The organism is Mycobacterium sp. PS03-16 (genome assembly GCF_004570325.1).
Taxonomy (GTDB): Bacteria; Actinomycetota; Actinomycetes; order Mycobacteriales; family Mycobacteriaceae; genus Mycobacterium.
Genome location: NZ_SPQO01000001.1, coordinates 43,152 through 57,080, shown reverse-complemented (window position 1 = coordinate 57,080; position 13,929 = coordinate 43,152). Strand labels below are relative to the sequence as shown.

Below are 13,929 nucleotides of genomic sequence, written 5' to 3'. Positions count from 1 at the left end.
GTGGCTCCGTTCAGTGGGTGTGTCCACCTTCGCGAGCTGATGTGTCGTCGGCGTAACACGGCTTTGACAGCGCGTGACGGTTACATCACGGCGGCTGGAGATGCGCTGTGAACACCACAAAGCGACGTAATGCACGTCACACCGGGTGCTGTGAACGGGGCTGGGCCACGTCCGGCGTCACCGAATGGTCAGGCGAGCAAGGGGGCGGCGGGCAATAGGCTGGCGGCCGTGCGGACCTATCGCAGAGAGGCGGTCGCCGCCGCGATCGGCCTGGCACTCGTGGTGGTGGCGTTCGTGGTGCCGCACCTGCGCCTCGACGTCGTCACCCCGCTCCTCAACGCCGACGACAAGCGTTTCAACAGCTTCGCCGCCACCTCACCGGTGTTCGGCTGGTGGGAGACCCACGTCGGCTGGGGTACCGTGCCCGCGATCGTGCTGGGCGTCGCCGCGGTCATGTGGGGTCAGGCGCTGGCCCTGCGGCTGCCGTGGCGCGCGCTGCTTCTGACCGCCTGGGCCACCTCGGCGGCATGGGCGTTCTCGCTGGCGATGATCGACGGCTGGCAACGCGGCTTCGCCGGGCGTCTCACCGCCCGCCACGAGTACCTCCTCGAGGTGCCGACCGTCACCGACATCCCCGAGATGGTCCGCACCTTCGCCGGCCGCATCCTCGACTTCCAGCCCGACTCCTGGATCACCCACGTGTCCGGGCACCCACCCGGCGCGCTGCTGACGTTCGTCTGGCTGGACCGCGTCGGACTCGGCGGCGGCGCCTGGGCCGGCCTGCTCTGCCTGATCGTCGGATCCAGCGTGGCCGCGGCCATCCTGGTCGCGGTGCGCGCCCTGACCGACGAGCGGACCGCCCGGCTCGCGGCGCCGTTCGTGGCGGTCGCGCCGACCGCGATCTGGGTGGCCGTCTCGGCCGACGGCTACTTCGCCGGGGTCGCCGCCTGGGGCATCGCCCTGCTGGCGCTCGCCGTGCGCCGCACCGCGCGCGTCCCGGCCCTGGCCGCCGTGGGCGCCGGACTGCTGCTGGGCTGGGGCATCTTCCTCAACTACGGCCTGGTGCTGATGGGGCTACCGGCGATCGCGGTGCTGATCTGCGCGGCCGACTGGCGCACCGCGCTGCGCACCCTGCTGCCCGCGGTCGCGGCCGCGCTGGCGGTCGTGCTCGTGTTCGTCGCCGCCGGCTTCTGGTGGTTCGACGGCTACCACCTGGTGCAGGAGCGCTACTGGCAGGGCATCGCGGTCGAACGGCCGTTCCAGTACTGGGGTTGGGCCAACTTCGCCTCGGTGATCTGCGCGGTCGGGCTGGGCACCGTCGCCGCACTGGGCCGGGTGTTCGACCTCGCCGCGATCAAGCGCCGCGCCGGCCTGCACATGCTGGTGCTGGGGGCGCTCGCGTCGATCATCGCCGCCGACCTGAGCATGCTCAGCAAGGCCGAAACCGAGCGCATCTGGCTGCCGTTCACCATGTGGCTGGTGGCCGCCGGCGCCCTGCTGCCGCTGCGTGCCCAGCGGTGGTGGCTCGCGCTCAACGTGGCCGGCGCCCTGCTGCTCAACCACGTGATCTTCACCAACTGGTGACCCTGCCGCACTGATTACCCACAGCCCCCGCGGGTACGTCCACGGTGGCCGTCCCGCAACCCCAGGAGGATCACCGGTGGCAACTCACCCGAACACGACGTCACGTGCACTGCGCACCGCGGCCCTGGCGGTCGGCGTCGTGTTCCTGCTCGTGGGCATCCTGGGGTTCATCCCCGGCATCACCACGAACTACGACCAGCTCACGTTCGCCGGGCACCATTCCGACGCCGCCCTGCTGGGCATCTTCAACGTCTCGGTCCTGCACAATCTGGTTCACCTGCTGTTCGGTATCGCGGGCGTCGCGCTGGCCAGGACCGCCGCCACCGCCCGGGCCTATCTGCTCGGCGGCGGGGCGATCTACGCGGTGCTGTTCGTCTACGGCATGCTCATCGACCACGACAGCGGCGCGAATTTCGTGCCGGTCAACACCGCCGACAACTGGTTGCACCTCGGCCTCGCGGTCGGCATGGTCGCGCTGGGGTTGATCCTCGGCCGCGCCGGCCGGCCCGGCGCGAATGCCCAGAACACCGGCGGCACCTCGGCGGGCGGCTCCCCAGGAATGATCAACTGACGTTTGGGGGTACGGCCGCCGGGTAGGCCTCGGCATATGGCTGACACCAAACTCGCCCTGATCACCGGCGCCTCGAGTGGCATCGGACTCGAACTCGCCAAACTCTTCGCCGCGCACGACTACGACCTCGTGGTCGCCGCCGAGGACGACGCCATCCGCGACGTCCCCGACCAACTGTCCGGCTACAGCGCCGAGATCCGGCCGGTGCAGGTCGATCTACGGACCAGCGACGGTGTCGAGCACCTCTTCGCCAGCTGCATCGAGGGCGGTCGCACCCTGGACGCCGCCGCGCTCAACGCCGGCATCGGCCGCGGCGGCATGTTCCTCGAGACCGAGCTGACCGACGACCTCAGCATCATCGACCTCAATGTCCGCTCGACCGTCCACCTGGCCAAACTCGTGTTGCGGGACATGGCAAACCGCGAGGAGGGCAAGGTGCTGTTCACCTCGTCGGTGGCCTCGATGATGCCGGGCTCCTACCAGACCGTGTACAACGCGTCGAAGTCGTTCATCCAGTCGTTCGCCGAAGCGCTGCAGGACGAGCTGCGCGACACCTCGATCACCGTCACCTCGCTGATGCCCGGCCCCACCGACACCGACTTCTTCCGCCGGGCGAACCTGCTCAACGCCCCGGTCGGCAAGCTGCCCAAGGACGATCCCGCGCAGGTGGCCCGCCAGGGGTTCGAGGCGCTGATGCGCGGCGACCGCAAGGTGGCGGCCGGCTCGGTAACCTCCAAGCTGATGGGCACCGTGAGCCGGGTGCTGCCCGACAATGTCAAAGCGATGGGCAGCCGCCTGATCTCCGCACCACTCGGTCGCTGACCGTTCGGTGACATCGCCGTAGCCGTCGGCGGCTTTCCCGCCCGGCGGGCCGTCGATCGGCGATGATCGGGTGATGGCCGACGAAACACCGCGGACCCGGCGTCTTCTGCGCTGGCGCAGCCCGATTCGCGGCCTCTGGCTGACGTCGGTCCTCGGTTCGGTGTTGCTGGTCACCCTGCCGATCGTCACGGTCACCGGGCTGCTGTCCTACATCGCCTACGGCCCTCAGTTCGGTCAGGCGATTCCCGCCGACGTGGGCTGGCTGAAGGTGCCCACGTTCGACTGGCCGACCGACCCGTCGTGGCTGTACCGGCTGAACCAGGGCCTGCACGTCGGGCTGGGCCTGATCCTCATCCCGGTGGTGCTGACCAAGCTGTGGTCGGTGATCCCGCGGCTGTTCGCCTGGCCGCCCGCCCGGTCGCCGGCCCAACTGCTGGAACGGGTTTCGTTGCTCATGCTGGTCGGCGGCATCCTGTTCGAGATCGTCACCGGCGTGCTGAACATTCAGTACGACTACATCTTCGGCTTCAGCTTCTACACCGCCCACTACTTCGGCGCCTGGGTGTTCATCGCCGGATTCGTGCTGCACGTCGCGATCAAACTGCCCCGGATGTGGGCGGGGCTGCGGTCGCTGCCGATGCGGGAGGTGCTGCGCACCGACGTCGCCGGTACCCGGCCGCAACCGTACGAACCCGACGGCCTGGTCGCGCCGGACCCCGCGCCCCCGACCGTCAGCCGCCGCGGCGCACTCGCGCTGGTGGGCGGCGGCGCGCTGCTGATGGCCGTCCTCACCGCCGGACAGACCCTCGGCGGCATCACCCGCCAGGCCGCGCTGCTCCTGCCCCGCGGCCGGTCCACCGGCGAAGGGCCGAACGCCTTCCCGGTCAATCGCACCGCGCGCGCCGCAGGCATCGCCCCGCAGGCCACCGGCGATGCGTGGCGGCTGACGTTGCGCGGCGGCCCGGCGCCGGTGGTGCTGTCCCGGACACAGCTGGCAGCCATGCCGCAGCACACCGCGCGGCTGCCGATCGCCTGCGTGGAGGGGTGGTCGACCACGCAGACGTGGACGGGGGTGCGGTTGCGGGACCTCGCGACGCTGGCCGGCGTCGCCGACCCGGCCGCGGCCCGCGTGTTCTCGGTGGAGCGGCGCGGCGCGTTCAACCGGGCCACGCTGCAGGCCAATCAGGTGGGTCATGCCGATTCGCTGCTGGCCCTGCGGGTCAACGGCGCCGATTTGTCACTCGACCACGGCTATCCGGCCCGGGTGATCGTGCCCGCGCTGCCCGGGGTGCACAACACCAAGTGGGTGGCCGGCATCGACTTCGAGGCGGGATGACGTGCGCGCCGCATTCGGCCGGGCCTACGGTTCGCACCCGCTGCATCTGCTGACGCTGATCGCGGGATTCGCGCTCGGCGGGTACGCCGTGCTGACCCTCGGCCCGCCTGCGCTGTGGAATCCGAAGGTGTGGTGGCAGTCCATCGTGGTGTGGTTCGCCGCCGCGATCATCCTGCACGACCTGGTGTTGTTCCCGCTCTACGCGCTGGCCGACCGGGCGCTGTCGGTGACGCAGCGTATCCCGGTCCGCGTTCCGGTGCTCAACTACCTGCGGGTGCCGGCGCTCGGCTCGGTGCTGACGCTGCTGGTGTTCCTGCCCGGCATCATCGAGCAGGGGGCACCGGCCTATGTCGCGGCGACCGGCCAGACCCAGGAGCCGTTCCTCGGCCGGTGGCTGATGCTCACGGGGGCAATGTTTTTCGTCAGCGCGGTGGTCTACGCGATCCGGCTGGCGGCGGCGCGGCGTCCCGTCACGGCGCCGCCAGAGTAGCCAGAATCCGGTGGCCCACCGGCTGCATGCCGGTCAGCGCCAGCCCCGCCTCCTCGGCCAGCGCGGCCGCGCAGTCCACGCCGACCGACGCCCACCGGAACCACGGCCCCACCGTGCGCGACGATTCCAGCCGCACCAGACCGGCCTGCACCCCTTCGGTCTCGGTGTCGAACTCCGCGACGCACCGGCCGCCCGGCCGCAGCAGCTCGGTGACGCGGCGCAGCACCCGGCGCGGATCGCCGCCCAGCCCGATGTTCCCGTCGGCCAGCAGTGCGGTCTGCCAGCGCCCGACCCCGGGCAGCGCGCCGAACACATCGCGGCGCAGCGCCGGGGCGCCGTTGCGCCGCGCCAGTTCCACCGCCGTCGCCGACTGGTCGACCCCCAGCGCCGGGACCCCCCGATTGATCAGATCCACCACCAAACGCCCGGGGCCGCAACCGAGATCGATCGTCGGCCCCTCGCACAGCGCCACGACGGCCCGGTCGAAGAGGCGGTCGGCGTGCCGGCCGCCGAGCCAGCTGCGCACCGGCAGCGTCCTGACCTCGCCGTCGTCGTTGCGGATCCAGCATTGCTCGCCGTCGAGGGCCCGGTCGTAGAGGTTGCCCAGCATCTACAGGCCCGCCGCCGCGGTGGCGTACGCGAACCGGCCGCCGGGCGGACAACATCGCCGTACGGATGCGACGTCGGCCGCCGTATCGACATCGGCCAGCTCCTCGACCATCGTTACCTCGATTCCGTTGTCACGCAGCGCCTTCGCGGTCAACTCACCGGTGTCGGACTGCGACATCGGCACGTACCGCAGGCAGTCGGCCAGCGCGGCCGAACGCACACCGAGCAGCCACCAGCCACCGTCGCCGGCCGGTCCGAGCACGGCGTCGGTCGCCCGCAGCGCCTCGGCGCACCGGCCGAGCAACTCGCCGGTGACCTGCGGGGTGTCCATGCCGATCTGGATGATCGGATGATCGCCCACCATCGCGGCGGTGTCCGCGTGCGCATACGTCAGGCGTTCGGCGAACGAGCCGCCGCGCTGCTCCACCACGGTGAACCGCGACAGCTTCTCCCGGATGATCGCGCCGCTGCGCGCCTCGGTGAGGTCCCCGGTCAGCGCCACCACCCGAGCCCCCACCGGGGCGGCCAACACGGCGTCGAGAGTGTCGAGCAGCGCCGCCGCGGCGATCACCGCCGCCAATTCGTCCCCGACCGTGGCGGCCAGTCGCGTCTTGGCCTGGCCGGGCACCGGCGCCTTGGCGACCACCAGCGCCGTCACCGGGGAACCGGTCACTCGATCACCCGCCAGAAGTCGAGCGCCGCGACGACGCTGCCGCGCAACGAGCCGCTGACCTTGGATCTGCCACCGGTGCGGGGCCCGTACGTGACGTCCCGCTCCACCACTCGCCAGCCCGCAGCGGCTGCTCGAACCAGCAATTCGAGGGGGTACCCGGAGCGCCGATCCTCCACACCGAGCGCCAGCAGGTCCGCGCGGCGGGCCACCCGCATCGGCGCGATGTCGTGCACCGGCAGCCCGTGGCGCTGGCGCAGCCGCCAGCACACCGCCGCGGTGCCCAGCCGGGCATGCCACGGCCAGCGCAGTCCGCGCACCGCCCTGCGCCGGCCCACCGCCATGTGCGCGCCGCGGTCCAGTTCGGCCACCAGCGTGGGCAGTTCCCGCGGGTCCAGCGACCCGTCGGCGTCCAGGACGGCGACCACCGGTGTCGTCGCGGCGACGACACCCGCGTGCACGGCCGAGCCGTATCCGGGCCGCGATTCGTGCACGACGTCCGCACCGTGCCTGCGGGCCACCTCGGCGGTGCCGTCGGTGCTGTTGTTGTCCACCACCAGCGGCCGGTAGCCGTGCGGCATCGCGGCGAGCACCCCCGGCAGCGAAATCGCCTCGTCGAGGCACGGCAGCACCACCGTCACGGCCGAGTCGGACATGGAGTCGAGGCTAGCCAGACCCGTCCACCCGCAACCTCGCCAAGGGTGACGAATCGGTGACGTAGGCGCAGGTCGGGCGCATGCGCGGCTAACCTCGTAAGTGTGACGCGTGTGCTGATAGCCGACGACGACACCGTCGTCCGCGATGTCGTGCGCCGCTACCTCGAGCGCGACGGCCTCGACGTCTCGATCGCCCACAACGGCACCGAGGCGCTGCGCCTGCTGGGCACCGAACGCATCGACGTCGCGGTTCTCGATGTGATGATGCCCGGACCCGACGGGTTGACGCTGTGCCGGACCCTGCGTCAGCGCGGAGACCACACGGTCCCGGTGATCCTGCTGACCGCGCTCGGCGAGGAGGACGACCGGATCGCCGGTCTGGAGGCCGGCGCCGACGACTACCTCACCAAACCGTTCAGCCCCCGTGAACTCGCCCTGCGGGTGCGCTCGGTGCTGCGCCGCTCCCCCGCTCCGGTCGGCGTCGTCCCCGTCGACCTGCAGGTCGGTGACCTCATCGTGTCGACCGCCGCACGGTCGGTCACCGTGAACGGTCAACCGGTCAGCCTGACCAACCGCGAATTCGACCTCCTGTTGTTCTTCATCACCCACGCCGACACGGTCTTCACCCGTGAGGAGTTGCTCAAGCAGGTGTGGCGCTGGGACTTCGGCGACCTGTCCACCGTCACCGTGCACGTCAAACGGCTGCGTTCCAAGCTCGGCGACCAGCACCACGTGCAGACGGTGTGGGGACGGGGATACATGTGGAGCGACGGCGACACGCGCCCGCGGGAAAGCCAGACAGCGCGTGAGGGCGACTGACCTCTGGGAGATCGGCGGCTGGGCGCTGGCCTGCTCGATCCCCGTCGTGCTGGTGGGCGCCCTGATCATCCGGTTGGCCCGATCCTGGTCGCTGGCCGCGAGCATGGTCGTGCTGGTGCTGATCCCGACGCTGGCCACCTTCACCGGTGTGCTGGGCGCCAGCGGCTTCATGATCACCGAGATCTTCGAGCAGATCGCGGTGGTGCTGCTGATCGTCGCCGTCGTCACGATCCCCGGTGCGGTGATGCTGGGCCGCTACCAGGCCCGCCGCACCGTGTGGGAACAGGAGATCCGCGACTCCGAACGGGCGGCCGAGTTGTCGCGCCGCCGGCTGGTGGCGTTCGTCAGCCACGACCTGCGCACCCCGCTGGCCGGGATCCGCGCGGTGTCGGAGGCCATCGCCGACGGTCTGGTGTCCGACGGCGAGATCCGCGCGCACGCCAAACACATCGAACAGGAGTCGATCCGGCTCTCCGAGATGGTCGACGACCTGTTCGAGATGAGCAAGATCAACGCCGGTGCCGTCCAACCCGCGTTCGACCGGGTGGCGCTCGACGAGGTGGTCGACGACGTGCTGGCCGCCCACCGCATCGCCGCCGAACGCGCCGGCGTGCAGCTGCGGGCGATGCTGCCCGACAAACCGGTCCGCGTGCTGGGCAGCGACCGCGCGCTGGTGCGGGTGCTGTCCAACCTGGTGGCCAACGCGATCGCCCACACCCCCGAGGGCGGCCGCGTCGAGCTGGCGCTGGGCTCCGACGAGAACAGCGCATGGGCGCGCGTCGACGACACCGGCGTCGGCATCGACGAAGCCGACCTGCCGCGGGTGTTCGATGTCGCCTACCGCGGCTCCAATGACCGCGTGCCGCGGTCGGATTCGTCGCTGCCGAGCGGATCGGGGCTCGGGCTGGCGATCGCCGCCGGGCTGGTTCAGGCCCACCGCGGCACGCTGTCGGCGCACAACCTCGACAGCGGCGCCCGCTTCGAGGTGCGGCTGCCGCTGGCCGCCGAGGACTGACTGCGCGCCGACTGCACGGTTGTGGACACCGCTACTCGGGCGACGCGTACATCAACCGTCCGCTCGGCGGTCAGCCCGGCAGCGAGTTGCTCAGCCGTTCAGTGGCCGCGAGATAGTCCTCGATGAACTCGCGCACCACCTCCCGCGCCGGTTTGACCTTGGTCATCAACCCGACGCCCTGCCCGACGAAGTAGGTGGCGAGCGCCTGCGCACCCGGATGGCCCTGTGCGGCCAGCACGTCGACGCGGCGCAGCAGCGGTTCGGCCAGCATGTTCTGCAGCGGCAGGGGCAGCGGCGGCCGGTCGCCGCGCGGCGCCCACGCCTCGGTCCAGTCCGACACCAGCTGCCGGGCGGGTTTACCCGTACGGCCCGCCGAGCGGACGGTGTCGCGCGACGTGGCGGCCAGCATCTTGCGCACGGTGTGCGGTGCGGTCTCGGCCTCCTCGGTGGTCAGCCACACCGACCCCGTCCACGCGCCGTCGGCGCCCATCGCGACCGCCGCGGCCATCTGCCGTCCGGTCACGATGCCGCCGGCGGCCAGCACCGGCACCGCGCCCTCGATCGCGTCGATCACTTCGGGCACCAGCACCAGCGTGGTCACGTCGCCGCAGTGCCCGCCCGCCTCGGTGCCCTGCGCGACAATCAGGTCCACCCCAGCCCGCACCTGTTTGACCGCGTGCTCGCGCGCCCCGACCAGCGCGGCCACCGGCACGCCGCGTTCGCGGCCCGCCTCGATCATGTAATCCGGTGGCACGCCGAGCGCGTTGGCGATCAGCTTGATCGGGTGGCTCATCGCGACGTCGAGCAGTTCGCGTCCGGTGTCGCCGGACAGCCCGGACCCGCCGAGCCGCGGCGTCGCGTCCAGTTCGATGTCGTGGTCGGCGAGCAACCGGGTGACGAAGTCGCGGTACTCGGCCGGAATCCGGTCGACGAGCTGTGCGCGGGACAGGTTCTCGCCCTTGCCCTCGAACTTCGCCGGCACGATGATGTCGGCGCCGTACGGCTTGCCGCCGACGTGCTGGTCGATCCAGCTCAGCTCGCGGTCGAGCTGTTCGGGGGTGTAGGCCGTCGCGCCGAGCACGCCGAACCCGCCGGCGTTGGTCACCGCGGCCACCACGTCACGGCAGTGGCTGAAGGCGAAGAGCGGGAAGTCGATTCCGAAGCGGTCACACAGGGCGGAGGTCACGCCCGTCAGTATCGCGCTCCCCGGGCGGTCACCGGCCCAGGACCGCCGTGGTGGTGAGGAATCGGTCGATCGCGGTGAGCAGCACCGGCCCGTCGAGCAGCGCGGGATCGTTGTGGCCGGCACCCGGCACCGTCACCCAGGTCTTCGGTTGCGGTGCCGCGTCGTACAGGCGGCGACTCAACTCGGCGGGCACGATGTCGTCGCGGTCGCCGGCGATCACCAGCAGCGGCGACCGCAGCGCACCGATCCGCTCGAGTGAGGGATAGCGGTCGATGAGCAGCCGGCGCACCGGCAGCCACGGATAGTGCACGGCCCCCGCGTCGGCCAGTGAGGTGAACGGCGACCGCAGGATCAGCGCCGCCGGGGGCTGCTCGGTGGCCAGGCCGACCGCGACCGCCGCCCCGAGCGACTCACCGAGATAGGCGATCCGGGACGGGTCCACCTGCGGCTGGGCGGCCAGCCAGTCGCGCGCCGCCCGGGCGTCCGCGGCCAGGCCGTCCTCGGTGGGCCGCCCCGGATTGCCGCCGTAGCCGCGGTAGTCGAACAGCAGCACCGACAATCCTCTGGCCCGCAGCGCCACCGCCAGGGCGGCGCGCATCGACCGGTCGCCGCCGTTGCCGTTGCAGATCAGCACGGCCGGGCCGGGCGTCGCGGGAAAGAACCAGGCACCCAGCTCCAGCCCGTCGGCGGTGCGCACCACCACGTCCTGAGCGCCGGGCGCCACCGCGGCGACCGACGGGACCGGCCCGCGCGACGGGAAGTACACCAGCCGGCGCTGCTGCGTCCACAGCAGGCCCAACACACCAGAGACCACGAGCACGACGATAACGGCCAGCCGCACCCGGGCCCGCATGTCAGGCCCGCAGCGGGGCGAACGCGAACTCCCGCAAGCCGTCCCGCGGATCGACCGCTGCACGGAAGCCCAGCTTCTCGGCGGCCAGCGCCGGCGACGCGACGATGTGGCGGACATCGCCGCTGCGGTACTGACCGGTGACCACCGGCGCCGCCGCGCCGCGGGTCTCGCACAGCTCGGTGGCGACCTCGATGATCGAGATCGGCCGCCCCGAGCAGACATTGAACGCAGCGAAGCCCTCCAGCTCGGACTGCGTGGCCGCCAGGTTCGCCGCCGCCACGTCGTCGACGTGCACGAAGTCGCGCATCTGGCCGCCGTCCTCGAACACCCGTGGGACGTCGCCGTTCTCCAGCTCGGATCGGAAGATCGCCGCCACGCCGCTGTAGGGAGTGTCGCGGGGCATGTGCGGGCCGTACACGTTGTGATAGCGCAGCGCCACCACCGACCCGCCGGTCGCCTCCGCCCACGCCAGCGCGTAGTGCTCCTGTGCGACTTTGCTTGCGGCGTAGAGGCTTCGGGGACGCAGCGGTTCGTCCTCGTCGACCAACCGCCACTGCACCTGCTCCCCGCAGACGGGGCAGCGGTGCTCGAACACGCCCGCATCCAGGTCGGCGCGGCTGCGTGGCAGCGGCTCGACCCGCCCGTGCTGCGGACAGTCGAACCGGCCCTGGCCGTAGACCACCATCGACGACGCCAGCACCAGCTTCTGACAGCCGGCGGCGAACATCTCGGCGAGCAGCACCGTGGTGCCGTAGTCGTTGTGGCTGCCGTAGGACGGCGCGTCGGCCGCGTTGACCCCGGCCCCGACCACCGCGGCCTGGTGGCACACCACGTCGACGCCGTCGAGCAGCGGAGCCAGCGCCGCGGCGTCACGCACGTCGACGCGCGCGGTGTCCGGCGGGAGCTGCGCGCCGGCGCCGTGCGCGCCGGGCAACATCAGGTCGACCGCGACGACGTCGTGGCCCGCCGCCTCGAGTGCGGCACGCACCCGGGAGCCGATGAAACCGGCGGCGCCGGTGAGCAGCACCCTCACGGCAGCTCGATCGGCAACGTCACACCGTCGTGCGGTAGGCAGTCCGTACAGGTGCGCTCGACGGCGACTTGATCGATGGCCTCGTGCACGAGCTTCTTGAACGGCACCAGGTTCTTCTGGAACTCGGCGAAGACGTCGACGGCCCGCACCCCCGAGCCGGTCTCGATGCCTGCGTCCAGGTCGGTCACCAGTGCGATTGCGGCGTAACACATCTCGAGTTCGCGGGCCAGCACCGCCTCGGGGTACCCGGTCATGTTGACCAGCGTGAAACCCTGACCGGCGAACCAGCGGCTCTCTGCCCGGGTGGAGAAGCGCGGACCCTGGATCACCACCATCGCCCCGCCGTCGACCACCCCGGGCAGCCCGGTGGCCGCCGCCCGCAGCGACGGGCAGTACGGATCGGCGAAGTCGACGTGGATGCCGCCGGAGTCGAAGTAGGTGTCCGCGCGCCCGGAGGTGCGGTCGACGAGCTGATCGGGCACCACCATGGAGCCCGGCCCCAACTCCGGGCTGAGGCTGCCCACCGCACACGGCCCGAAGATCCGTCGCACCCCGAGCGCCCGCAACGCCCACATGTTGGCCCGGTACGGCACGGTGTGCGGCGAGAATTCGTGCTTGGCGCCGTGGCGCGGAAGGAACGCCACCTCGTGCGCGCCGACCGTGCCCACCGTGATCGGCGCGCTGGGAGCGCCGTAGGGGGTGTCGAGGCTGACGCTGCGCGCGTCGGATCCGAAGAATGTGTAGAAGCCGCTGCCGCCGATGACTCCGAGCATCCGTCCATTGTCGACCATGCATACCCACACCCCCGGTGACGGTGCGGTGACGCCGGGGCGTGCGTGACAGACTTGCCGGCGTGGCCAGTTTCGCCCAGTGGGTCGAGGGCGCCCGCCCCCGCACGTTGCCCAACGCCGTCGCCCCGGTGATCGCCGGCACCGGCGCCGCCGCCTGGCTGGACGGCGCGGTGTGGTGGAAGGCACTGCTCGCGCTGGTCGTCGCGCTGGCGCTGATCGTCGGGGTGAACTACGCCAACGACTACTCCGACGGCATCCGCGGCACCGACGACGTGCGGGCCGGACCCCTGCGGCTGGTCGGCTCGAAGCTGGCGTCCCCGCGGGCGGTGCTGACCGCGGCGGTCGCCAGCCTGGCCGTCGGCGCGCTGGCCGGGCTGGCGCTCGCCGTGGTCAGCGCGCCGTGGCTGATCGCGGTCGGCGCCGTGTGCATCGCCGGGGCATGGCTGTACACCGGAGGGTCGAAGCCCTACGGCTACCTCGGCTTCGGGGAGATCGCGGTGTTCGTGTTCTTCGGGCTGGTCGCCGTGCTGGGCACCCAGTACACCCAGGCGCTGCGCGTCGACTGGGTCGGCCTGGCGACCGCGGTCGCGATGGGGGCGCTGTCCTCGGCGGTGCTGGTGGCCAACAACCTGCGCGACATCCCCACCGACCGCGTCGCGGGCAAGATCACGCTCGCGGTGCGCCTCGGCGATGCCCGGACCCGGTTGCTGTACCAGGTGCTGATCGCGGCGGCGTTCGTGCTGGCGCTGGTGCTGATGCTCGCCACGCCGTGGTGTGCGGCCGGGCTGCTGGCCCTGCCGCTCGCGGTGCGCGCGGCGCGGCCGGTGCGCAGCGGCGCGGGCGGGCGGGAGCTGATCCCCGTGCTGCGCGACACCGGGCTGGCGATGCTGGCGTGGGCGGTGGCCGTGGCGCTGGCTCTCTCGTTGGGCTGAGCGCTCGCGTTCGGCCGAGCCGTCACGCCGCCCTGGCGAGCAGGGCCGCGACGTCGGCGCGCAGACGCTGCGGGCTGACGTGAGCGCCGATCACCTCGAGCGTCACCTCGTCGCCGCCCCGCAGGATGCCCAGCAGCAGGTGCTCGGCATCGATGACGCGGTCGTGATGTGCCACCGCCTCGCGCAGTGCCAGCTCCAGCGCCTTCTTGGCCGGTTTGACGAAGGGGATGTGGCGGCGCCGACGTCGCCCCGCGCCCCGCAGCGCCCGGTCGAAGGCTCCGGCGCCGAAGGATTCGTCGGCGGTGTCGCGCACGGCGTGCAGATCGATGCCGATCGACTGCAGGGCCGCGGCGTCATCGTCGAAGCCGCGGGTCAACTGCGTCCGGATGGAGGCAGCGGTCAGGCCGTGACGACCCAGGACCGCGGCGAGGTCGTCCCCGGCGCTGCTCAACACGCCGAGCAGCAGATGTTCGGGCCGAATCTCGTCGGCGTGGAGTTCGCGGGCCTCTTCCTGCGCCACCACGACGGCGATCCGGGCCTGGCGGCTGAAGCGCTCGAACAT

At 71.6% G+C, this 13,929-nt stretch carries 16 protein-coding genes; 8 read left to right on the top strand and 8 right to left on the bottom strand.

Features of this window, described 5'->3' with window-relative positions; translation table 11 throughout:
• Positions 1 to 228: 228 nt before the first annotated feature.
• From E4P42_RS00345 to E4P42_RS00325, 5 genes are all read left to right on the top strand, one after another.
• Complete coding sequence (locus tag E4P42_RS00345; protein WP_135122366.1) at positions 229 to 1,584, top strand: hypothetical protein; 1,356 nt, start codon at positions 229 to 231, stop codon at positions 1,582 to 1,584.
• Between the two features lie 76 nt (positions 1,585 to 1,660).
• Positions 1,661 to 2,155 (top strand): DUF4383 domain-containing protein, encoded by a 495-nt coding sequence (locus E4P42_RS00340; RefSeq protein WP_135122365.1) that lies wholly within the window; start codon positions 1,661 to 1,663, stop codon positions 2,153 to 2,155.
• Positions 2,156 to 2,191: 36 nt separating this feature from the next.
• The gene (locus tag E4P42_RS00335; protein WP_135122364.1) at positions 2,192 to 2,977 is read left to right on the top strand and encodes an SDR family oxidoreductase; all 786 of its coding nucleotides are present in this window, start codon (positions 2,192 to 2,194) and stop codon (positions 2,975 to 2,977) included.
• Positions 2,978 to 3,050: 73 nt separating this feature from the next.
• Positions 3,051 to 4,313 (top strand): molybdopterin-dependent oxidoreductase, encoded by a 1,263-nt coding sequence (locus E4P42_RS00330; protein WP_135122363.1) that lies wholly within the window; start codon positions 3,051 to 3,053, stop codon positions 4,311 to 4,313.
• A 1-nt stretch (position 4,314) separates the two neighbouring features.
• Entirely contained in the window at positions 4,315 to 4,803 is a 489-nt protein-coding gene (locus E4P42_RS00325; protein ID WP_135122362.1) for a hypothetical protein, read from the top strand.
• Here E4P42_RS00325 and E4P42_RS00320 read toward each other — a convergent pair.
• From E4P42_RS00320 to E4P42_RS00310, 3 genes are read right to left on the bottom strand one after another with little or no spacing between them, the layout of a single operon-like run.
• A complete protein-coding gene (locus tag E4P42_RS00320; protein WP_135122361.1) occupies positions 4,784 to 5,413 on the bottom strand; it encodes a methyltransferase domain-containing protein in 630 nt (209 codons plus the stop codon). The genes E4P42_RS00325 and E4P42_RS00320 overlap by 20 nt on opposite strands.
• Positions 5,414 to 6,085 carry a DUF2064 domain-containing protein gene (locus E4P42_RS00315; RefSeq protein ID WP_135122360.1) on the bottom strand — a complete coding sequence of 224 codons (672 nt, stop codon included), beginning with the start codon at positions 6,083 to 6,085 and terminating at the stop codon, positions 5,414 to 5,416.
• Entirely contained in the window at positions 6,082 to 6,738 is a 657-nt protein-coding gene (locus E4P42_RS00310; protein ID WP_135122359.1) for a glycosyltransferase family 2 protein, read from the bottom strand. Before E4P42_RS00310 ends, E4P42_RS00315 begins: the two co-directional genes overlap by 4 nt.
• Before the next feature lie 102 nt (positions 6,739 to 6,840).
• Here E4P42_RS00310 and E4P42_RS00305 point away from each other — a divergent pair, with 102 nt between their 5' ends.
• Positions 6,841 to 7,557 carry a response regulator transcription factor gene (locus E4P42_RS00305; RefSeq protein WP_135122358.1) on the top strand — a complete coding sequence of 239 codons (717 nt, stop codon included), beginning with the start codon at positions 6,841 to 6,843 and terminating at the stop codon, positions 7,555 to 7,557.
• Positions 7,544 to 8,572, top strand: a complete 1,029-nt coding sequence (locus E4P42_RS00300) for a cell wall metabolism sensor histidine kinase WalK (protein WP_135122357.1) — start codon at positions 7,544 to 7,546, stop codon at positions 8,570 to 8,572. Before E4P42_RS00305 ends, E4P42_RS00300 begins: the two co-directional genes overlap by 14 nt.
• A 70-nt stretch (positions 8,573 to 8,642) precedes the next feature.
• Here the strand turns inward: E4P42_RS00300 and E4P42_RS00295 are convergent, their stop codons facing one another.
• From E4P42_RS00295 to E4P42_RS00280, 4 genes are read right to left on the bottom strand one after another with little or no spacing between them, the layout of a single operon-like run.
• Positions 8,643 to 9,758, bottom strand: coding sequence for a nitronate monooxygenase family protein (locus E4P42_RS00295; RefSeq protein ID WP_135122356.1), 1,116 nt, complete (start codon positions 9,756 to 9,758; stop codon positions 8,643 to 8,645).
• Positions 9,759 to 9,786: 28 nt separating this feature from the next.
• Complete coding sequence (locus E4P42_RS00290) at positions 9,787 to 10,611, bottom strand: alpha/beta hydrolase (RefSeq protein ID WP_135122355.1); 825 nt, start codon at positions 10,609 to 10,611, stop codon at positions 9,787 to 9,789.
• Between the two features lies 1 nt (position 10,612).
• On the bottom strand, positions 10,613 to 11,644 hold the full coding sequence (locus tag E4P42_RS00285; protein ID WP_135122354.1) for an NAD(P)-dependent oxidoreductase: 1,032 nt from the start codon (positions 11,642 to 11,644) through the stop codon (positions 10,613 to 10,615).
• Complete coding sequence (locus E4P42_RS00280) at positions 11,641 to 12,417, bottom strand: S-methyl-5'-thioadenosine phosphorylase (RefSeq protein WP_135122353.1); 777 nt, start codon at positions 12,415 to 12,417, stop codon at positions 11,641 to 11,643. Before E4P42_RS00280 ends, E4P42_RS00285 begins: the two co-directional genes overlap by 4 nt.
• Before the next feature lie 80 nt (positions 12,418 to 12,497).
• Between E4P42_RS00280 and E4P42_RS00275 the strand changes: the two genes are divergently transcribed.
• Complete coding sequence (locus tag E4P42_RS00275) at positions 12,498 to 13,367, top strand: 1,4-dihydroxy-2-naphthoate polyprenyltransferase (protein WP_135122352.1); 870 nt, start codon at positions 12,498 to 12,500, stop codon at positions 13,365 to 13,367.
• A gap of 22 nt (positions 13,368 to 13,389) precedes the next feature.
• Here the strand turns inward: E4P42_RS00275 and E4P42_RS00270 are convergent, their stop codons facing one another.
• A complete protein-coding gene (locus E4P42_RS00270) occupies positions 13,390 to 13,929 on the bottom strand; it encodes a Clp protease N-terminal domain-containing protein (RefSeq protein ID WP_135122351.1) in 540 nt (179 codons plus the stop codon).